This is a genomic window from Streptomyces sp. NPDC005151 (assembly GCF_053599875.1).
The window spans coordinates 1-20545 of record NZ_JBSFYR010000090.1 but is presented as its reverse complement, the minus strand read 5'-3'; the positions used below and the strand labels follow the sequence as shown (position 1 = coordinate 20545).

Annotated in this window: 14 protein-coding genes and 1 pseudogene; 11 read left to right on the top strand and 4 right to left on the bottom strand. The window is 68.9% G+C overall.

Features of this window, described 5'->3' with window-relative positions:
- Positions 1 to 14: 14 nt before the first annotated feature.
- The 9 genes from ACWD6R_RS32630 to ACWD6R_RS32590 all read left to right on the top strand — a co-directional run bounded on the left by ACWD6R_RS32630 (position 15) and on the right by ACWD6R_RS32590 (position 16121).
- Positions 15 to 503, top strand: coding sequence for a phage baseplate assembly protein V (locus tag ACWD6R_RS32630; protein WP_451822013.1), 489 nt, complete (start codon positions 15 to 17; stop codon positions 501 to 503).
- 1 nt (position 504) lies between these two features.
- The gene (locus tag ACWD6R_RS32625) at positions 505 to 837 is read left to right on the top strand and encodes a hypothetical protein (protein WP_451822012.1); all 333 of its coding nucleotides are present in this window, start codon (positions 505 to 507) and stop codon (positions 835 to 837) included.
- On the top strand, positions 834 to 1211 hold the full coding sequence (locus ACWD6R_RS32620) for a GPW/gp25 family protein (protein WP_451822011.1): 378 nt from the start codon (positions 834 to 836) through the stop codon (positions 1209 to 1211). The genes ACWD6R_RS32625 and ACWD6R_RS32620 overlap by 4 nt, the downstream gene beginning before the upstream one ends.
- On the top strand, positions 1208 to 3715 hold the full coding sequence (locus ACWD6R_RS32615) for a hypothetical protein (RefSeq protein ID WP_451822010.1): 2508 nt from the start codon (positions 1208 to 1210) through the stop codon (positions 3713 to 3715). The genes ACWD6R_RS32620 and ACWD6R_RS32615 overlap by 4 nt, the downstream gene beginning before the upstream one ends.
- Positions 3712 to 6174: a hypothetical protein gene (locus ACWD6R_RS32610; RefSeq protein ID WP_451822009.1), complete on the top strand. Its 2463-nt coding sequence runs from the start codon at positions 3712 to 3714 to the stop codon at positions 6172 to 6174. Before ACWD6R_RS32615 ends, ACWD6R_RS32610 begins: the two co-directional genes overlap by 4 nt.
- On the top strand, positions 6171 to 8264 hold the full coding sequence (locus tag ACWD6R_RS32605) for a hypothetical protein (RefSeq protein ID WP_451822008.1): 2094 nt from the start codon (positions 6171 to 6173) through the stop codon (positions 8262 to 8264). The genes ACWD6R_RS32610 and ACWD6R_RS32605 overlap by 4 nt, the downstream gene beginning before the upstream one ends.
- A 1-nt stretch (position 8265) precedes the next feature.
- Positions 8266 to 10884, top strand: coding sequence for a hypothetical protein (locus tag ACWD6R_RS32600; protein ID WP_451822007.1), 2619 nt, complete (start codon positions 8266 to 8268; stop codon positions 10882 to 10884).
- A 59-nt stretch (positions 10885 to 10943) separates the two neighbouring features.
- Positions 10944 to 15335, top strand: a complete 4392-nt coding sequence (locus ACWD6R_RS32595; RefSeq protein WP_451822006.1) for an eCIS core domain-containing protein — start codon at positions 10944 to 10946, stop codon at positions 15333 to 15335.
- A gap of 345 nt (positions 15336 to 15680) precedes the next feature.
- Positions 15681 to 16121 (top strand): hypothetical protein, encoded by a 441-nt coding sequence (locus tag ACWD6R_RS32590; protein ID WP_451822005.1) that lies wholly within the window; start codon positions 15681 to 15683, stop codon positions 16119 to 16121.
- Positions 16122 to 16185: 64 nt separating this feature from the next.
- On the opposite strand, the gene ACWD6R_RS32585 is transcribed toward ACWD6R_RS32590, so the two are convergent.
- Positions 16186 to 16338 (bottom strand): hypothetical protein, encoded by a 153-nt coding sequence (locus tag ACWD6R_RS32585; RefSeq protein WP_451822004.1) that lies wholly within the window; start codon positions 16336 to 16338, stop codon positions 16186 to 16188.
- Between the two features lie 62 nt (positions 16339 to 16400).
- Between ACWD6R_RS32585 and ACWD6R_RS32580 the strand changes: the two genes are divergently transcribed.
- Both ACWD6R_RS32580 and ACWD6R_RS32575 read left to right on the top strand, forming a co-directional pair.
- Complete coding sequence (locus tag ACWD6R_RS32580) at positions 16401 to 16574, top strand: hypothetical protein (protein ID WP_451822003.1); 174 nt, start codon at positions 16401 to 16403, stop codon at positions 16572 to 16574.
- Between the two features lie 23 nt (positions 16575 to 16597).
- On the top strand, positions 16598 to 17695 hold the full coding sequence (locus ACWD6R_RS32575) for an integrase core domain-containing protein (RefSeq protein WP_451822002.1): 1098 nt from the start codon (positions 16598 to 16600) through the stop codon (positions 17693 to 17695).
- 15 nt (positions 17696 to 17710) lie between these two features.
- On the opposite strand, the pseudogene ACWD6R_RS32570 reads toward ACWD6R_RS32575, so the two are convergent.
- From ACWD6R_RS32570 to ACWD6R_RS32560, 3 genes and pseudogenes are all read right to left on the bottom strand, one after another.
- A pseudogene (locus tag ACWD6R_RS32570) lies at positions 17711 to 18231 on the bottom strand (IS6 family transposase); the annotation flags it as partial.
- Positions 18232 to 18261: 30 nt separating this feature from the next.
- On the bottom strand, positions 18262 to 18474 hold the full coding sequence (locus ACWD6R_RS32565) for a transposase (protein WP_451822001.1): 213 nt from the start codon (positions 18472 to 18474) through the stop codon (positions 18262 to 18264).
- A gap of 169 nt (positions 18475 to 18643) precedes the next feature.
- The gene (locus tag ACWD6R_RS32560) at positions 18644 to 20185 is read right to left on the bottom strand and encodes a M28 family metallopeptidase (RefSeq protein WP_451822000.1); all 1542 of its coding nucleotides are present in this window, start codon (positions 20183 to 20185) and stop codon (positions 18644 to 18646) included.
- Positions 20186 to 20545 lie beyond the last annotated feature (360 nt).

The window sequence follows — 20545 nt, the reverse complement described above, 5'->3', positions numbered from 1 at the left end:
CAGCGGGAGGAATCGTGGCGGTGACGGACCGGTACTGGGGCAAGTTCGAGGGCGTGGTTGTCGACAACTCTGACGACTCCGGCCTGTGCCTGCTCGAGGTGAACGTACCCTCATTGCTGAGCGAGTCGGTCAAGGGCTGCCGCCCGGCACTTCCGTACGCCGGGGACGGCGCGGGCTTCGCCGTGGTCCCGCCGGTCGGTGCGACGGTCTGGGTCGAATGGCCCGGCGGGGACCTGGAGAAGCAACCCGTGTGGACCGGTGCGGCCTGGACCCAGGGCAATGGCGTCGCGGGAGCGGGTCCAGGCACGATCCTGTTGGTCACGCCCAAGGGGCACAAGATCGAGATCTCGGACGACGACGAGTCCATCTCGCTCACGTCGGCAGGCGGCGCAGCGATCACGATCACCGGCGACGGCATCGTGCTCGATAACGGCCAGGGCGCGAAGGTCGAACTGACCGGCGGAAGCGTGCAGCTCAACGACGGCTCCTTCGAGGTCGGCTGAGATGGGCGACGCCGTGCTGACCACGTCAGCGACCATTACCTGCCCGCACGGCGGCCAGGGGTCGATCGCATCGCCGAGCCAGAGTGCGGCCCAGGCCGACAGCGCGATCTGCACCGAGGACGATCAAGTGACCATCGCCGGTTGCCCGTTCATGATCGGGCCCAACCCGAGTCCGTGCATGTCGGTGCAGTGGAAGACCTCCTCGACCGCCTGCACGGCCGGCGGCACCGCCATCCTGACCATCTCCAGCGTCGGACTCTGCATGAGCCCGGCCAACGCACCGCAGGGACCGGTCCAGCTCTCGCCGGCGCAGACCTCGGTGACGGCGACATGAGCGGCCAACCCGTGCGGCAGCCGTGGCGGCTGGGCCCCGGACGGCGGCTCGCTCCTGCCACGGACCTGGAGCACCTCGACGACCTGATCCGGATCGTGTTGATGACCGGAACCGGAGAACGCCTGCACCGCCCCGGTTTTGGCGCCGGACTCGGAGCATCCACGTTGTTCGAACCACTGTCCGAGGCGCTGGGCGCGACGGTCACCGCGCGTGCGCGGGGCAGCCTGACCGATGCGCTGGGCGACCGGATCCAGGTGATCGACGTCGTCGTGACGGTGCAGGACAGCACGCTCACGGCAGCAGTCACCTACCGACCGCTGCCCGCCGGAGCCAACCGCGATGTGATGCTCACGCTGCCGGGAGCCGGCCAATGAGCGGGCCGGACCGGTACACGCTCCCCGTCCAGCCGGTGGCGACACCGGTCGAGCGCCCGCGCGCGCTGTTCGACGGCACGGGCGGGGTGATCGGCCTGCGTGCGGCCACCGCCCGGCTGGCCGGGCCGAATCGTCTGCTCGACGTCTGGTTCTACGACGACCCGCCGCCGTCCTTGATTAGTCCGGCGAAGTGGACGCTGCGCCCCGCGCCGGGCGCACCCCGGCCGACCATCACGGCGGTGGCCCCGGTCGCGGCAGCCACCGATGCCGGCGGAACGCCGATACCCTCGCACCTCACCCTCACGCTCGGCGGCAACCTGCCCGGGCGCGGCCTCTATCAGCTGCGGGTGGATCCGGCCGGGCTCGCCGTCGACCCGCTGCGGATCCACCTGCCGGTCAGACTCCGGCCCGAATGCGGGGACGTCTCCGACTGCGTTGCGCTGCCGGCGCCACAGCAGCCACTGACGCCGCCGGACTACGACACACTCGCCCGTGACTACCCCGCCCTGCGGGCGATGCTGCTGGAGCGGCTGCAGGTGCTCGACCCGGGTGCTGACCTGTCCGCGCCCGACCTCGTCGTGACCCTGGCCGAACTGTTCGCCCACCTCGGTGACTTGCTGCACTACCGCTTGGACCGGGTCACCACCGAAGGCTGGCTCTCCACCGCTCGCCGCCGGGCCAGCGTGCAGCGGCACGCCCGCACGGTCGACTTCCCGGTCTACCCCGCGATCAGCGCGAGCAGCACAGTGCAGATCGTGGTGAGCGCCGAAACCGGGAGCGATGCCACGGCGGTGGTCAAGCCCGATGACACCGCCAGTGATGCGGCTCGGATCACGCCAGAGGCAACGTGTTTCACGCTTGAGACGGACGACGACCGGACCGTGCGCGCCAGTCATGCGGAGGTCGCGCTCTACGACTGGACCGAGGACGACGCCACCCTCACCGCCGGGGCGACCAGCGCGGTCCTGGTCCGGCCGAGCGCGACCGCGAGTACGGCGGACTGGCTCGTGCCGGGCGACCTGCTGGCCTTCGAAGTCGTCGCGGTGGACGACATTGCGCAGCAGCAGGCGTGGGCGGGAGGAACCGCGAGCACGGCTGCTGCCGTGTGGCCGCGCGAACCGCTCGCCAGCCATCCTGCGCAGGTGGTGACGGTGACCTCGGTGGTGGACTTCACCGACCCGCTCAGCCCGGGCCTCGACCTGATCCGGGTGTTCTGGGACGGCAACGACGCGCTCGCCGCCGACGTGCCGTGCAGCATCGACCAGCGCGCAGGCGCCCGGGTGGGGGTGGCCCGGCTCGGGCTGTTCCGCGCGCATCACGGTCTGGTCGTGGACGGCCCGGCCACGCTCGCGCCGGTGGACCGGCTGACCGGTCTACCCGCCGATCCCGCCCTAGACGAGGTGGCCGACTACGCGCTCGTCGCGGCCGGCCCGGAGGGTGCGCCGGGGCTCTCGCACGCCCCGGGAGGCCGGCCGTGGCAACTCGACGTCACCGTGACCCTGCCCAACGGCACCCGGGTGCACGCTGAACGGGTCACCAGCATGCTGGGTGCCAGTTCCGCAGGGTTCAGCGTCGTCGTGGACGCGGACGACGAACTGCCTGCCATGATGCGGTTCCGCACGGGCACGCTGGGGTTGAACCCTCCTGCCGGAAGCGTGGTTTCAGCGCGCTATCAGGTGGGCGCGGGGCTCGTGGGGAACGTCGCGGCCAACGTGACGCGTCGACTGGTGCGCAGCACATCCGGCGTCGGCGTGCCCTGCGTCTGGCTGGACGTGCTCGACGAGCATGCCACGGCCGTGACGGCGCGCAACATCACGCCGGGCGTCGGAGGGGCGGCAGCCACCGCGCTGGACGATGTGCGGCGCGACGCTCCGCAGGCCTACTCCGCCGTCCCGCGCCGTGCCGTCCTGATCGGTGATCTGCCGGGCTTCGCCGTGCAGGTGCCCAGCGTCCAGCGGGCATCGGCACGGCGCTCCTGGTCCGGTTCGTGGCCGCTGGGTGTCGTGGCGTACGAGTCGGTGGTGGGCGACGCCGTGACTGGCTCGGCAGGCGATCCGACGGAGGCGGCACGCACGGCGGCGCAGGTGCAGTCCAGCCTCGACGCAGTACGGATGGCCGGCACCGAGGTCGTGAGTCTGGTGGCCACTCCGGTGGGCATCCTGATCGGCCTGACCGTGTGCCTCCGTCCGGGCTCGGATCCCGGGACCGGGCGGGCCGCCATCCTGGCCGCACTACGGCCTGGCACACCCAAGGCCCCAGGCCTTTTCGCGCCCGGCGCGCACCAGATGGGGTCGGCAGTCTACCTCTCCGCCGTGATCGCAGCTGTCGCTGCGCTGCCGCAAGTGGATGCGGTGGCGGTGACGGAAGCCCGGCGGCTGACCGACCCGCCGGGCACGGTCAGTTCCGTGTTGCCGATGGGCCCGTCCGAGGTCGCGGTCTGCGACGACGAGCCGAACGCCCCCGACCGCGGCCGGATCCGGCTCACCCTGGAGGGCGGCCGATGACTCCCGAACCTGCGCCGCTGGTGCCGCTGCCCGATCCGTTGCCCGGCCTCACCCGGCTGCGCCGGCGGCTGGGGGACCGAACCGCCCTGCGCGACGATGTGCTCGCCCGCCTGGCTGCCGTGCCCGTAGGCGGGCCGGGGAACGCGGCGGGCCACGCGGTACTGGGCAGTCAGCTGGACGTCGCCGGCGACCCCACGATGGTGACGCTGGCCGAGTTGTGGTCGCGGGTGGCCGACAGCATCAGCGCCTACGCCGAACTGGACGCCGGTGAGCTCTACCTCGGCACCGCCCAGGACTGGACGGACATCCGGCGGGTGGCCGATCTCGTCGGGCACCGCCCGGCTCAGCGCACCGCAGCGCACGGCTTCATCCGGATCGAGATCGCACCCAGGACATCGCCGCTGCTGCCGGCCGGCGCACAGGTTCAGGCACCGGGCACGCCCTCACACCTGGCCCAGGTCTACGAGGTGGCAGCCGACACGCTGCTGCGCGCCGAATGGCACGGGCTCACCATCACCGCCGTTCCCGTTCCCACAGCTCCGTCCGGCAAGGAGATCCGGTTCCTCACCGATCCTGGCTTCCATCCCTCCGACCGGGTGGTGATCGTCTCCGAGGGCAGGGCTACAGACGCTCCGCTGTCCTGGGAGGACTGGTTGACCTGGCTGTTCGCCCTGATGACCGGCACGACGTACTACGGCGCGACCGGGCAGGCCGTGCGCGGCATCGTCAAGGTGACCAAGCGCGGTACGGACCTCGGGGCCACGCTGCTGGACTTCGATCGGGCCCTGGTTCCGCTGATGCCGCAGGTGGCTGGACGGAGTTACGCGGCCTACCGATTGCGCGCCGAGCTGACCCTCGCGCACCGGCTCGACACGCTGGCCTACATCTCCGGCTCCGCCGCCGCGACGGTGAACGCGCCGTATCCGAGCTCCGAGCAGACCTACCCGTGGGACGAGAACTCCGTGATCGTCACCGACGCCACCGCGGCGAGTGCCGGTCAGACCCTCATCCTGTACGCCGGACAGTCCGGTGGCTGCCTTGTCACCACGATCACGTCGGTCGAGCCGATGGACCGCCACGTGGCGCCCGGGACGATCAAGCGGGTGGCACGCCTGAATCTGGCCCACCCGCTGCTGAACTCCCTGCGCACCCCCGGACTCACCGTGCTGCTGACCGACGACCGGCAGGTGGCCCAGCACTACGAGCTGCCCGATCTGGCCGGGACCGTGTGGTCGGCCCGGGTGCATCCCCGGCTGGAGCAGCTGCCCGAGCGCATGGCCGTGCAGACGACCGCGGCTGACGGCACCACCCGCTGGGAGCTCACGCGCTGCACGACCAATGCCCTCGACACGGCGAACGATCCCGGCGGCCAGCTGATTTCGCTCACCGATCCGCGCACCGGCCGGATCAGTCGCGGGGCGGCGTCCGGGAATGTCGCGGTGATCCAGCACGGCTCGACCAGCCGGGGCGCCCTCACCCTCGCTGCCGGAACTGCGGTGGTGACCGGGCCGGTGACCGGTGATCTGGCGGCTGACGGCACGGTCACCAGCAGTCTGGTCATCTGGGTCGGCGGCGTCCGCTACGACGAAGTGCCCAGCCTCTACGGGCGGGCGGCGGATGAACCCGTGTACACGACCAGGCTCGCCGCGGACGGCCAACTCATGATCGCATTTCCGGCCGGTGCCACCATCCGCGGCGCCGTGACCGCTCAGTGGCGAGTGGGCGGCGGCCTGGAGGGCGAGATCCCCAGCACCGATATCAACACACTGCTGACGAGCGTCAACGGCGTACGCAAGATCGCCGGGGTCGGGGCGCTCACCGGCGCGGCCGACCAGGAGGACCCGCTGCGGTTACGGCGCGCTGCTGCCGCCCGGATCCGTGCGCTCGACCGTGCCGTGGCGCTCGGCGACTTGCGTGATCTGGCGCTAACCGTGCCGGGCACCAGTCACAGCGTTGCCTGGCGCGGGGCTGGCCCGCCCGGATGCCCCTGCGGAGGGTCCGGCCTGCACATCGCCGTCGTGCGCGCCACGGCTCACGGCGTCCGCGCGCCCATCGCCGCGGAGCTGGCGGCGCTCAGCGGCTATCTCGACGCCCGCCGCGACACCACCGTGCCGCTGTGTGCCTGCGCGGCCGCGGTCAGCGCCTTGACCGTCGGCGCCACCGTGGTCACGGATCCGCGGCGCGTGCCGTCGGCGGTCGGCGCGGCGGTCGAGGCGGCCATGCTGGACATGGCAGGCACGCTGGCCGCGCTCCCGCGCGAGCTCGGTGTGCCGCTGGACGGCAGCGACGTGATCGCGGTGGCTCAGTCGGTGACCGGAGTCGTCGGCGTCACCGATCTGACCCTGACCGGAGGACTCACTGTGCCCACCGCGGCCGACCTCTCGCTGGGCCGCCTGCCGGCCGAACCCTACGAACTGCTCTATGTGGGCACCTCGACGCTGGGGGTCCGTAGCGCATGACGCAGCTCGACGGTCCTTCGCAGCGTTTCCTGGCGATGCTGCCGCCAGCGCTGCTCACCACCGTTCCGCCGGACAGTACCTCCCTGCTGCTTGCGCTGCTGCAGGCGGTGGAGGGGCAGTGGCTCGACCTGGCCGCGGACGTCGACCGGGTGCTGGACGACACGTTCCCGGACAGCGCGGCGGACTGGGCCTTGCCGTATCTGGCGCAGGTGCTGGGCCTGCCGCCGGATGCGGGACGTGCCGAGATCGGCTCGGTCACCGCATTGCGCCGCCGCCGCGGAACTCCCTCTGCGCTGGAGGATTTCGCCACCGTCGTCACCGGCTGGCAGGCCCGGGTGACCGAGGGATGGCAGACCACGTTGTGGTGCCAGCAGCTGGGGCACCCCGTGCGGCGTACCGCGAGCCTGTCCATGCGGCGACGGGAACACCTGCTCACCGGAACCGGCCTGGATCCGGCCCGGCGCAGTGTCACCCCCGGCGGCTCGCATCATCCGGCGGCGGCGACCGCGACACTCTTCCCCTGGCAGGTGCGTCGTTTCGACCTCACCGAGACCTGCCCGCTGCCGGACGGGCGCCTTGCGCTGCATCCGCTCGGGTTGCCCGCGCCCCTGTACCTGCGGCCGGATCCGCTCGTCATCGCCAGCGACGCGGACGACGAGCGGCCGCCCGGCACACCGCTGGCGCTACGGCCTCCGCGCGCTCCGGGTGATCTGCCGTTGCGCGCGACCTGGCGCCTGATCGAGGCACTCGCGCCCGACCAGGTCACCTACGGCCCGGTCTGGGCACTGGGCGCAGACCATCCGCTGACCGGCGGCGGGGAGGAGGATCCGATGCTGCTGGCCGTCACCGTAGATGGCCATCCGGTGTTCTGGCCGGACATCCGGCTGACCAGTCTGCCGTCCGGTGGGGGAGCGCCCGTGCCGGATGCCGACCAGGTGCTGGTCGACCCGTCCCGCGGCGTGCTGTCGCCGGGCTCGAATCTGATGAGCGGCACCGTGCGGGCGATGTTCTACCGGCCCTCGCCCGGGCAGATCGGCGCGCTGGCCAGCACCGCTGAAGCGGACGAGTGGGCGGGCGCTGTGATCGTGGTCGACCCAGCCGGGTGCCCGCATCCACCGGGACAGCAGGTGGTCGCCGATCTCGACGCGGCCGTGACCGCGGCGATGGCGGTGCCCCGTACCGGCACGGGATCAGGGCCGGATGTCGAGATCCGGCTGGAGACCAACGACCGACTCCCGGCACCGTCTCCCATCGCTGCTGCTCCCGGCGTGACCCGCTGGCGGATCGTCGCACCGGCCGGCCTGACACCGGTGATCACGAACACGCTGACCGTCAGCGCCCCCGGGCTGCAGATCGAACTGGCTGGTTGCTATCTCGAGGGCGACCTGGAGATCGGCGCGGACGTCGCCGCCGTCACGCTGACGGGCGTCACCATGAATCCCGTTGCAGGGCGGACGCTCTCAGTCCAATCCGGTGCCTGGGCCCTCCGCCTGGCGGCGACCCGCTGTCACCTGGGCCCGATTCAGGCCGACCTCAGCGCGTTCCCGATCACCTTGACCGACTGCATCGTCGATGGCGCCGGCGTACCGCCCAGCCCGTGTGGTGCATTGCCGGGGGCGCCCACCATCGTCCCCGCGATCAGTGCGATCGGCCGGTTTCCGCCCCAGGTGCAGGCGACCGCCTGCACCTTCGCCGGCCCAGTCGCGGTGGACACGATCGAGGCCACCGACTGCCTGTTCCTGCATGGGCTGCGGACGATCGTCACCTCTGAGGGCTGCGTGCGCTATTGCCACCTCGGCGATGCGGACGATCCGCAGGCTCACCCCGCGCCGTTCGCATGCATCAGCGGCCCGCTGCCCGCGATGGTCTCGACCGGTGTGGAGTCCGTGGGCTACTACGCGCCGACGCTGTCGGCACCGTCCGGGCGCGGGGCGGATCCGATTCTCACCGGCGCGTCGGACGGCGGCGAGATCGGCGCCTATCACCACGCCCGGCGCGGCCCGCTCGCGCTGCGACTGGCCCAGCGATTGCCGGAGATGACACCGCTCACTGTGCACCCGCACCTGGACATCACCCCCGCGGAGGAATGACGTGACCGGTGACTACACATCCCTGCCCCTGCGCGCGGACGACCGGTGGACCGGCGCCCGCATGCAGCAGGGCCGCGTGCTGCTGGACGGCGACTACAACCTCACCGCGGACGGCGCGAGCCGTGAGAACCAGACGCTCGCGGCGGCGGCGATCGGCCCGGCCGGAGTCCCCGAGGGCAGTAGCGCGTTCGGCGTGAGCTTCGCGGCGGACGGCACGCTGCAGATCGGCGCGGGAGAGATGTGGATCGGCGGGCTGCGCGCGGTCAACCCGGCGCTGTTCGCCTACGGTTCGCAGGAGTCCGTGCCCGCGCTGCCTGCCACCGGCAACGCGTTGATCTATCTCGACGCCTTCGTCGAAGAGGTGCAGGCAGCCGAGGATCCGGCCGAACTGCTCGACCCGGCGCTCGACGGCATCGACACGATGACCCGGACCCGGGTGGGCTGGCGGGTGCGCGCCACCACCGTGGACGCGAGCAGTTGTGCCGGCGCGGCATCTGCGCTCCCGCAGAACTCGCTCAGCACCGGACTGCTCGACGTCGTGCGAACATCTCCTCCGGTCCCCATGGATCCCTGCGCACCACCGGACGATCCGCGCGGAAAACTGCCCGACGGGCTGCTCCGGATCGAGGTCCTCAACTCGGGGACGGCGTCGACCGCCCGATTCGCCTGGTCGTACGAAAACGGTGCGGCCGCCGTTGCTGCCGACGTGGCCGGAACGGCGGTCACCCTCAAGCCCTCGCCGGAGGTGAATTTCTTCCCCGGCGACCTGGTCGAGGTCAGCACGCTCGTACGGCGCGCCGACCGTCTCGGTCACGGCCCGCTGTTCGAGGTCGATCACGTCGATCCCGGGGCCGGCGGCAGCGTGGTCACACTGAAGTCGGCGCCGGGAGTGGGTGGTTCGCTGGCCGGGCTGTGTCTGCGCAGATGGGACGGCCAGACCGTTGGCGCCGCCACTGAGGTGCCTGCCGTGCTGGAAGGTGTGGACGTCGGCGTCGCGTTCCGGGCCGGCCCCGGCGACTACCTGGCCGGCGACTGGTGGGCGGTGCGGGTGCGAGGCAGCAGCGCAGACACCGTCGAGGAGATCAGCGCCGCACCTGCCGACGGCACCCGGCATTACGTCACCGCCCTGGCGGTCGTGGACCTGAACGCCAAGACGGTTCTGAGCGACTGCAGGCCGCACTTCCCGGCCCTCACCCAGATCAAGGGCGGCACGTGCACGGTCACGGCTTTCCCCGGTGACGATCTGCAGGTGGCCGCGGACAAGTTGCCCGTCAGCGGTGGCGAGCTGTGCCTGGCGGCCGGCACCTACCGGCTGGACTCGCCGGTCGTGGTGAAGAACAAGACCCGGATCGTGGTCACCGGCATCGGCCCGGCAACCGTGCTCACCAGCCAGACCAGGGAGTGCCTGCTGCGGTTCGAGGGCTGCAGGGACATCACGGTCCGGGACCTGCGCGCCGAGTCCGGCACCGCGAGCAAGCCCGAAACCCCCCACGGAGAAGAACATCTGCTCGGCACCATCACCTTCGTCGACTGTGCTGACGTCACAGTCCGCACCTGCGAGGTGGCGTGTCCCGACAGTCTGGGCCGTGCTCAGTCGGCGGTGCTTGCGGGCACGTTCGACCGGGACCGCGCGACCGGGCCGGTTCACGTGCTGGACAACAAGCTGGAAGTGGGCGACCAGCAGGCTGGTGTGCTGGTGGTATCCGCCAACGAGGCCACGATCGCGCGGAACGAGATCCGGCTGCGCTCCGCACCGCCGACTTGGGACACCACTGTGCTCCATCCCCGGATCGTGGAGGAGATCGCGCGCTTCGTCGGGTCGCACGTGATCGCGGGCGAGGCAGCGGCCGGGCACGAGATCCCACTCGCAGGCGGCGCCACCATGCGTGTGGCAGGGGCCGCCGTAATCCAGCGGCTGGCCGGTCAGTTCGGCAAAACCGTCACCGAGAGGGCACTGTCGAAGAGCACACCGCGCAAGCAGTTGCAGCGCTTCACCCGGCGCGCCCTGCTCGCGCCGGGGAGCCTGAACGTCTCCCGCGAGGCCAGCCGCTTCCTGCTCGGTGCGGCCAGGTCTCGGAGCATGTCGCAGGGCATCGTGATCGGCGGGATGCGGGCTGGGCTGATCCGGATCGAGGGCAACCTGGTCAGTGGTGCGCTTCAGGGTATTCATGTCGGGCTCAGTGGGGAAGGCGGAGCCACCGCGGACGCCGGCCAGGTGATGATCAACGGCAATGTCGTGGCCTGTGCCATCCCGTTCTTCTGGTCGCGCGACCGGCATGCCTACTACGTGGGCAGCACGCAGAGCCTCACGATGATGGACAACAAGGCCTCCCTCGCGCGGATCGGCGGCGCGCCGGGGCTCTTGGGTGCGGTGGCGGGGACACCGGTCGAGGCGGTGCGGGTGTATGGGCGGGTCGGTTACCTGCTACGCATCCAAGGGCTGGATCTGACTGGCCCGTTCACGACCGGCGTCGCCATCACCCCCGCCTCGGAAGCGAAGGTGTATAGGGCAAGCCTGGCCTACGTCAGCGACGTGGTCAACTCGTCTGGCGCAGGGCCTGCGCTGACGCCGGATGGCGTTCCGCACGATCGGTGTGTACCACAGCCGCGGAACCGGTGATGTCGTGAAAGCGGGTGTGACAGATGGGAGTTGAGACCGCTCCGGCTTCAGCTACGGGGATGCCTGCTCCCGAACTCCCGCAGCACCTGCTGTCCAGGCCGGGCGAGGCTGTCGAGCACTCCGCCGATGCACTGGCGTCCCAGGCACTGGAGGGCACTGCGGCGCCCCGGCTTCAACCCGGGCGCCCGGGTCCGCAGTTGCCGCCGGGCACCCCGCCGTCCGTCCTCGCCCAGGCGGATCACGGCCAGCCGCTCACACCCGGCATGGCCATGGAATACGGGTGCCGGCTCGGGTCGGACCTGCACGACGTCCGCATCCACACCGACGATGCGGCCGCCGGCCTGGCCGAGGACGCCGGTGCCCTCGCCTTCACCATCGGCAGCCACATCTTCTTCAACACGGGCGAGTTCAGCCCGCAGACGCCTGCCGGGGCCGAGCTGCTCACCCACGAGCTCGCGCACGTGGTGACGGGGCCACCGGGCCGGGCCCGGTTGCTGCGGCAGCCGAAAGGCGGCGCCAAGAGCGACGTCAAGCCGCAGCAGAAAGACCCAAAAGCCGAGCACTGGGAACGACTCCAGGTCACCGCATCCGGCCTGGACGATGCGGCGCTGCGCTTGGCCGACGTCGGTGCCGCTGACCAACGGAACTACGTGTACATCGGCCTGACGTCGTCTTTTGCCAAGGCGTACAACACCCAAGGCAGGCCGCTGGGCCCGAAGGTCCCCTTCAAAGAGGATTCCAAGGTCAGCTTCGTCCCGGGGATCTACATCGAGCAACGCGATGGCTCGTTGGCCGCCATCGAGTTCGAATCACACGATCTCCACCGACAGCGTCTGGACATCGACGCCAAGGGCCATGGGCGCAGCGTGTTCGCTACCCGCCCGCTGACCAAGCAGGAACAGATTGACACCGATAAGGAACGCGAGCAGGCGGAGAAGGAGGGGCGGGACCCCAAGCAGACCATGACATCGTTGAGCCTGCGCAAGTTGCTGACCGAACCGGACAAGCTCCAAGCACTGATCGGGTCGGTGTCCCGGGCCGAGCTGATCTACTTCGTGCCGGTGATCGCCAGTGCCGACGGCGGCAAGGGCGGCGGGGAGCAAGCGACGGTCTACGCAAGCCCCATCGCGGGGCGGGGGGACGGCCTGCCGGCCAACAGCCCGCCCTGGCCGGTCTCCATCGAGGGACCCAAGATGGTGCCCACCGACTCCAGTCCGACGTACTCCGCGAAGGTGGACTGGTCGGCCAACGGCAACTACACGGTCGCGGCGCAGGCCTTCAGCCAGGTCGGCGAGAGTATCCACTACGTCTGGGAGTACTTCGACATCACGAAGTACGCGCGCCAGCAGATCGCCAAGGATCCGGCGCACACCAAGGATCAGCCGGCCGACGAGACCAAGCGCACCCTCGATCAGCGCATCGAGGACTTCAAGGCCGCCACACCCGGGGAAGGCACCGACGTCACCGGCACCAAGGCGGCCCGCCGGGAGTTCAGGCGCGAGTTCGAGGACTGGTGGAAGGACAACCGACGCGCGGCCAAGGACGCCCGGCACCCGCAAGGCGAAACCACGGCCGAGAGGCTGATGAACGCCGAGGCGAACCGGGTGACGCTGGAGCTGGCCCCGGTGTCCCTGCTGATCACCACGATCGGCGCGATCGCCCACTTCCTCGCCGATCTGTTCGCCGGGCCGCGGCAGCAGCAAGAGATCAACCTCGACGAAGACGGCATCTACCTGATCCGAGTGATTACCACGCCTGCCGTGAACGAGGACCGTGAAGGCAAGCCGATCATCCGGCCGCCGTCGGTCGCGGGCCACGTCGTCGAGGTCATGCCGATGGCGAGTGCCCTCGAGGAAACACTCGACGAACCATCGGCCATGACGGCAGCGCTCGACGCGGACATCGCGCTCGCCGTCAAGTCCGGCAACAAGGCCAAGGCGGAGTACCTGCGCGATCTGAAGAAGCGGGCGCAGGAGCAGTACACGGCCTCGCCGGTGACCCTGCTCACCGGCCGCCTCGAGGAGAAGGAGAAGGAACTAAAGAAGTTCAAGGCCGACTACCCGTCGCTGTCGGCCTATTCGCGCGAGCGGGAGATCGGCACGCTCAAGGCGCAGATCCAGCTGTACGAGGACAATGAACGAGACCGCCTGGCCACGTTTGGCGGAGACGTTGCGCCACAAGCGATGACACGCGTCAACGCGACGCTGATCTCCGAGGTGTCGGCTCAGGTCTATCCGCTGATGATGACGGCCGGGCCAGTGGGCGGCACGGGCACCAAGCACCGCTGGATGATCAACGACATCACCCAGCTCGACACCGGCGGCGCCTACATCGGCGAGCTCAGGGACACAGCGAGCGAGGCGTTCCACTCCGCGCTGGAGAAGTTCGGTCGGGCTGCTCAGTATGGCCGGGGCATGGTCGGCGCCCGCACCGAGGGCCTGCCCGGCATGGAGAAGGGCGCGCTCAAGCAGTTCAAGGTCGAGAGCGCGCCGGCGGACACCGCGCTCGCCATGAAGCGCATCGACGACCTGGTGATGACGCTGGCCGCGGTCGGCTTGTTCGTCGCCTCCGCGGGCACGGCGGGTGCGGTGATCGGTGCAGCCGTCGCCGGCGCCCGGCTGATCCAGCGCTGGAAGGCACACAAGCTCTCGCTCAATGGCGAGACGGTCAGCGACATCCTGGGCGTGCTCGGTGGCCTGACCGCGGGTGGGGCGCTGGTGTCCCAGCTGCATTTGGAACGCGTCGGCAAGGCATTCACGATCGTCGAGGAGGGCGCCGTCAGCGCGTCTAAGCTGGAGAGCGCGGCGCAGGCCCTGCAGCGGGCCGAATCGCTCGCGGAAGGCGTCAAGACGGCCAATGAGCTGATCGGCTATACGGGCGTGATCTGGGGGAACGTCGAGTTCGCCGACCAGATGCTGGCCATCAACGCGCAGGAGAACGACCCGAACTCCGGCATGACCCACGCCGCCGCCCGCCGTGCACGCGCCGATGCCCTGAACGCGGCGATCCAGAATAACGGCCTGTTCCTGGCAGGCAACATGTTGAAGTCCCATGCCGAGGCCAAGGCCGGCACTACGGCGGAGAACGACCGGGCAAGTGCCGGGAAGACGCCGACGGTCGAACGCCCGGCTGGCGGCGAGACGCTGCCACCCGGTGACCATGCACCAGCCGACACCACGCCGTCCGCCGAGAAACCGGCTGCCCAGACACAGGCCGGGCGGAGGCCGGCTGAGCAGAAGCCAGGCGACCCAAGACCCGAGGATCAGAAGCCCACGGCGAAGAAACCGGCCGACAAGGCCAGGCCGGAGGAGCATGCGTCCCTCAAGGAGGAGAGCACCCCCGAGACCGAGGATGCGAAAAAGGCGCAGGGTGAGGCGAAGCCGCAGGTCGAGGACCGCCGCCCGACACCCGCTGAGCTGATCAATGCGCTACCCGAAGATCTCCGCAAGATGGCCGTCATCGACGACACCCTGAAGGGTGACTCGGTGAAGATCGACTGGACGCCGGACAAGAGCGGCCTGGTCGGCGAAATCAAGATCCGAATCAGTCCTGATGCCCTGCCGCGCACGGTGGTTCTGCACGAGGCGACAGTCCGCTCGATGCAGCAGTACCAGGGCTTCCTCGGACGGGTGCGGGTCGCCCTGGCCCGGATCACGAACATGCTGGGCGGGGATGCGCTCGATCCGACGAACAAGCCGCTGTTCGACGCCAAGCACGAGGTGGCGAAGCTGCCGAAGCTGATCAATGAGCACCTGCAGGTCATGGCCTCGATGCATAGTGACGCCCTGGCGGAGGCCGAGGTCAAGCTCGACAGCCTGCGCAACCAGCTTCAGGAACACATGGGCAAGATTGAGATCGGTGAACTCACGCCCAGCAGCGGCGTCAGCGCACGCGGTGTCGCCAAGGCGGACATGGCCGAGTACCAGCGGCTGCTGGCCAAGCTCCAGGGGTTGGAGCCAGGCTCGAAGTCCCACGAGGAAACCCGCTGGAGGATGTACAAGCTCGACCATGGCGAATTGCCCCCGGAGACCTGGCGAAAGGTCTATCGGGCCAATGTCGAACGCGCGAATCGCGCGAACGAGATCGTCAAAGCCGAACGCAGAAGGCTGGGCTGGCCGGAAAGGGAGTACACCGTCAAACTCGGCAAGGAGGAGGTCCGCAGGCTGGACCTGGTGGACGACAGCAACCCCGCGAAGATGCGTGGTGCCGAGGTCAAGGCGTACGCCGAGGGGACCGTTTACCTCTCCGATGACAACCTGTACGAGGTGGAGCGCGACTCCAAACTGGTCCGCCGGGGCTGGGAGATGACCTGGATTTTCATTGACTGTGAACCCAGCGGCCCGCTCATGTCCGCACTGCTCTCTGCGGGGATCAACATCGAGATCCGCACGCCGTCAGAGCGCAGTTCGCGCCTGGACCGGCGCATCCCTGCACCGGTCCAGAAAAAGTAGCAGGAAGAAATCGTGAGGGACCACTGGTGTCCTGCGTCGGCAGGTTCGGCCTTGAGCGCAGTGCCGGAAACTGGGCGGCCTTCGCCCGCTTCGCCCAGCGTGTCAGCTGGGCCCGTTCGTCGTTGCTGAGCACCAGCTCCAGCGTGCGCCGGCCTGGCCGCGGTTGAGGGGCAAGCCAGGCTATCCGCTGGACAACCATCGGCGAGCGTCACTTCCATCGCGCCCACGGTCACCTTGAACTCCGCCGCCTGTTGATCGGCTTGCGGGCATATCTATACCAACTGGCTTAAGTGGGATGGATTGTAACTTTGCGGGAACCCTGCTCCTAGTGCCATGATTTCCATCATGAATCTTGCCGCGATGCGCATGCACTCCCGCGAAGAGTTCCAGACCTGGCTCGCCCAGGACCTCGACGTGCGCGACGAGTTCTACGCGATGATCGGCAAGGAACTCGACGTGGACCTGCCCTCCCTCGACGAGCTGGAGGCATGGCTGCTCAAGCGCTACGACAACCCAGACGCAATCCTCACCTTCGATCAGCGCGGGATCGCCGATGCCGCCGCGCGTCACGTCGGCCGGGTCATCGTGCTCAACGTGGACGATGCCGTCTGGGAGATCGACCTCGATGACGAGAGCAGTGTCTGGTACCGGCTGCCGGTGGTGCGGATGTCGGACGGCTACGACGACTGTCCCCTGGCGCTGGTCGTCGCCTCTCTCGACCGCCGCATCGGCAATTTCCTGCGAGACCACGCCGAGAAGCTGCAAGAGGACTACAACGTCCAGTAGAAGCCCGGCGTCTACGGCACGCCTCGCCCGGTGATCCCGCTGAAGTGTCCCCGATCTCGGACCGTCAGCTCTGTTCGCTGGCGTGCTCGGCGAAGGGGTCCCGCACGAACAGGTCGGTGGTTGCCATTGAAAGCTGAGCGTTGTCACCGAAGGCTGATGACTGCTCATGCCCTTCGAGGGTCTGTTGCGAAAGTGGATCAAGGTCGTGAATGATCACACGCCGTGAGACGTGGTGACCTGACGAACGGCCAGTGGGTTCGACTTGAACCGTTGTTGCCGATGGGCAAGAAGTCAGGGCGGCCGCCGACATGGAAGCGTCGGCAGCTGATCGACGGCATACGGTGGCGGTGCGCCTGCCGGAAACCTCATCCGCCCTGGTGGGAGCCGGTGTGCAGGATCTACGGGGGTCTCGAGCAGCAGCGCTTGACTGGGGTGCTCTCGTCCGGCTGCTGATCGCTCCGGCATGATGGTCGGTCGTGCTGCTGCGACTGGCTTACCTGACCGTGACGAACGCGTTCGCCATGCTGCGTCTGCTCCCGATGAGCGATCGGGACAAGGACACGGAAATCCTCGCTCTGCGCCATCAGATCACGGTGCTGGAGCGCCAACTCGGCAACGACAGGGTGCGGTTCACCCCGAGCGATCGCGCGTTCCTGGCAGCGTTGCTGCACCGACTGCCGTCCCAGGTACTGCGCAGGGTGCGGCTGCTGGTGCGGCCGGACACGGTGCTGCGCTGGCACCGTCATCTGGTCGCACGCCGCCACGCCGCAGAGTCCCGGCCCAAACGCCCGGGACGGCCGCGGACCGTACACTCCATCCGCGCCCTGGTCCTGCGGCTCGCGCGGGAGAACCCCAACTGGGGGTATCGCCGCATCCACGGTGAGCTCCTCGTTCTCCAGATCCAGCTGGCCGCCTCCACCGTCTGGGAGATGCTCAAGGAGGCCGGGATCGACCCGGCGCCAGAACGGGCCTCCAGCACGTGGGCGGACTTCCTGCGCTCCCAGGCCGACGCCCTGCTGGCCTGCGACTTCCTGGAAACGGTCACCTTGTCCGGGGCACGAATGTATGTGTTCGCGGTGATCGAGCACGCCAGCCGCCGGATCCGGATTCTCGGCGCCACCGCGCACCCCACCGCATCCTGGGTGACGCAAGCCGCGAAGAACCTCGCCATGGATCTTGAGGATACGGGCTGCCGGGCGAGGTTCCTGATCCGGGACCGGGACGGAAAGTTCCCTGCCCTGTTCGACACCGTCCTCAACGATGCCGGCATCGAGGTCGTGCTCAGCGGCGTGCGGATGCCGCGCATGAACTCGATCATGGAAAGGTGGGTGCAGACCTGCCAGCACGAACTGCTGGACCGCACCCTGATCTGGAACCAGCAGCACCTGATCCACGCACTACGGGAGTTCGAGGACTTCTACAACTCCCACCGGCCCCATCAGGGCATCGCCAACGCCCGCCCGCTACACCCGCTGCCGACACCGATCACCGATCCGCAGCAGATCACCCACCTCGACATCCGACGACACCAACGACTCGGCGGCATCCTCCACGAGTACCAACATGCCGCATGACCTGCGCGGATGAGGTTTTCGGCAGGCGCAGGGCTGATGACTGTTCTCGGCCCGGTTGTTCAGACCCGTGTGGGAACGGTGCTCGACGGAGGGCATGACCTCGCGGTGGGCCGCGCCGTAGGAGCGGAGCTTGTCCGTGATGATCATCCGCGGCACTTCGCCCGTCTTCGTCAGCAGCGTGCGGAAGAAGCGTCTGGCCGCAGCCGTGTCCTGGCGGCTCTGCACCAGGATGTCCAGCACGTTGCCGTCCTGGTCGGCAGGCCGCCACAGGTACTTCTGCTCACCGTTGATCTTGATGAAGACCTCGTCCAGATGCCACGTGTCGCCGGGCTGGGGCCGCCGGCGGCGCAGTCCGTTGGCGTACTGCTGACCGAACTTCAGGCACCAGCGGCGGACCGTCTCGTACGAGACGATCCGCCGCGCTCCAGCATCAGCTCCTCGACCTCACGGAAACTGAGCGGGAACCGGAAGTACTGCCACACGCAGTGCGAGATCACCTCGACCGGATACCGGTGCCCCTTGTACGACGGCGACATGCCCTCCACGGACGACCCCCTCCACCGTGATCAGCCCGAGGATCCTCCCACCCCGTCAGCCAACGTGACAGCGCCCTCGGCTTGGTTGACCCACAGCCGAACTGCGGTCTCGGTGAGATCGAAGTCCTTGGCGATCTGTCCGACCGAGCGGTCACCGCGATGGCACAGCTCGACGATCTCGGCCTTGAACTCCGGCGTGAACGAGCGGCGAGGGCGAGGCTTCTTCTTCCCCATGCTCTCCATGATGGACATCCTCCCGGGGCTGAGCCCCTGATCTCCGATGTCCGTCAAAGCGGATCAAGCCCACCTGCCAGGGTCTCCCTCCGCAAGGAACCGTAGCGACCGCGCCTCCCGCCGCAGCGTCGAAGGGGAGGGCCGGACAGTCCAGCCCTCCCCCCGTGTGTACCGGGAGTTACTCGGTGACCTCGTGGTCGTGGCCCTCGTGCAGGCCACCGCCGCTGCCCGCCGAACCCTTGGTGTTCTGCGGCGCCACCGGCTTGCTCAGAAGGCTGGTGTCCCAGGCGTACTGGCCCACCGCGTTGGCGATGACGTCGACGTTGGCGTCGAACGCCTTCATGCTGATGTTCTTCAGGGTGTCGCAAGCGGCGTGGTAGCAGGCGTCGTACGCGACACCGGCCTTACCGCCGTACACCTTTGCCTGCTCGGCCGTCTTGATGCCCTCGGCGCCGGTGAAGGTGCCGCCCGAGGGGATGCCCACCTCGATGAACGGACCGTAGTCCGACCGGCCGGTGAAGTCGGTGCCCTCGTGCGGGATGCCCCGGCTGTCCAGGTAGTCGGTGATCTGCCGCTCCAGCTGCGCCGAGCCCTCCGGGCCGGGGCCGGCACCGACCTGGTCGGAGTCGTCGCCGTCGTAGACGAACTGGGCGTAGTTCGGCGAGGCGATCATGTCGAAGTTCAGGTACAGCTTGACCTTCGCAAGGTCCGCCGCCGAGAGGCTGTTGACGTACGCCTCCGAGCCCAGCAGGCCAAATTCCTCAGCCGACCACCAGGCGAAGCGCACCTTGTTCTTGACGTTCTCGTGGGCAAAGTTCAGGGCCACGTCGAGGATGCCGGCGGAGCCGGAGCCGTTGTCATTGATGCCCGGGCCGGCCGCCACCGAGTCCAGGTGGGCGCCGAACATCACCACGTTGTCGGCGTCGCCGCCCTTGGTCTCGGCGATCACGTTGTAGGTGTGCCGGGTCTCCGCGAAGGTGCGGATCTCCAGGTTGACGGTCACTGCGCCGGCGGCGGCCTTGGCCGCGAGCGCCTCGCCGTCCGCCTGCGTGACGCCGCCGGCCGGGATCTTGGCGACGGACGGGTCTCCCAGGGTGCCGTTGAGCGCGCCCTCGGTGTTGTTGTAGATGATCGCGCCGACCGCGCCCGCACCGGCGGCGGTCTCCTGCTTCTGCGCAAAGGCGCAGCCGCCGCGCTTGATCAGCGCGATCTTGCCGGTGAATGTCCCGGGGGCGTAGTCCTCCGGCTCGCAGCCGGTGGTGGCGTTGACCGGCACCACCGCGACCGGGGCGGTGATGCCGCCGACCGGGCTGCTGGCGGAGTACGTCATGGCGATCAACGGGACATCCTGCTGCTGCGGCGACACCACCCGCAGGCTCTGCGCCAGCGTCTGGGTGAACGGGTAGTCGAACTCGTTCCGGGTCACCGAGTACCCGGCCTTCCTCAGCAGGCCTTCGACGTACTCGGCCGACTGCCGGTGCCCCTCCGACCCGGCCACCCGGGTGTTCCCGTTCTTGTCAGCGATCCGCTGGAACTGCTTCAGATGCTCGTAGGCATCCTCGGCGTTGCTCTTCTTGACGAGCTTCTTTGCGAGCTTGGCAGCCTCCTTGGCAGGGTCGCTGTGGGCGGAGGCGGTGCCCGATCCGATCAGCAGCAGCGGCGCTATGAGCCCTGCGACGGATACGGCGGCTACCGTGGTGCGGCGGTTCCGAGCGTTCAAAACGCTTCCTTCCGGCGGTCCATGAGAAATAGGCGTAATGGCCGAAAACGGGCCGAACGACGTACGGCGATACTCCGGGGCAGGCAGGGACGGCCGGATCGCTCCGCCCCCTCCCACCGCCAAGGAGAAAGGTATCTGCTCAGTAAACGCTTGGTAATGGGTTGACGGGAATCTTCGTCGCCGGCGCTGTCCGTGCGCGGTACCGAGCACATCGATCGGCCGCTGACCCAACCGAAGTTGGCTGGAAGTCACCGGTGCTGACTAGCTCGACTTTCGACGTTTTCGTTGATCGTCGTGGGGTGCTCGTGTGGGTGATGGGGGCCTGATCTGGCAGCGCGGGGCTGGGCAGCAGAGAAGCAT

Coding starts and splice junctions, on each gene's coding strand:
- ACWD6R_RS32625 (WP_451822012.1), top strand. CDS start 505: ATGGGCGACGCCGTGCTGACCACGTCAGCGACCATTACCTGCCCGCAC.
- ACWD6R_RS32620 (WP_451822011.1), top strand. CDS start 834: ATGAGCGGCCAACCCGTGCGGCAGCCGTGGCGGCTGGGCCCCGGACGG.
- ACWD6R_RS32615 (WP_451822010.1), top strand. CDS start 1,208: ATGAGCGGGCCGGACCGGTACACGCTCCCCGTCCAGCCGGTGGCGACA.
- ACWD6R_RS32610 (WP_451822009.1), top strand. CDS start 3,712: ATGACTCCCGAACCTGCGCCGCTGGTGCCGCTGCCCGATCCGTTGCCC.
- ACWD6R_RS32605 (WP_451822008.1), top strand. CDS start 6,171: ATGACGCAGCTCGACGGTCCTTCGCAGCGTTTCCTGGCGATGCTGCCG.
- ACWD6R_RS32595 (WP_451822006.1), top strand. CDS start 10,944: ATGCCTGCTCCCGAACTCCCGCAGCACCTGCTGTCCAGGCCGGGCGAG.
- ACWD6R_RS32590 (WP_451822005.1), top strand. CDS start 15,681: ATGAATCTTGCCGCGATGCGCATGCACTCCCGCGAAGAGTTCCAGACC.
- ACWD6R_RS32580 (WP_451822003.1), top strand. CDS start 16,401: ATGGGCAAGAAGTCAGGGCGGCCGCCGACATGGAAGCGTCGGCAGCTG.
- ACWD6R_RS32565 (WP_451822001.1), bottom strand. CDS start 18,474: ATGGAGAGCATGGGGAAGAAGAAGCCTCGCCCTCGCCGCTCGTTCACG.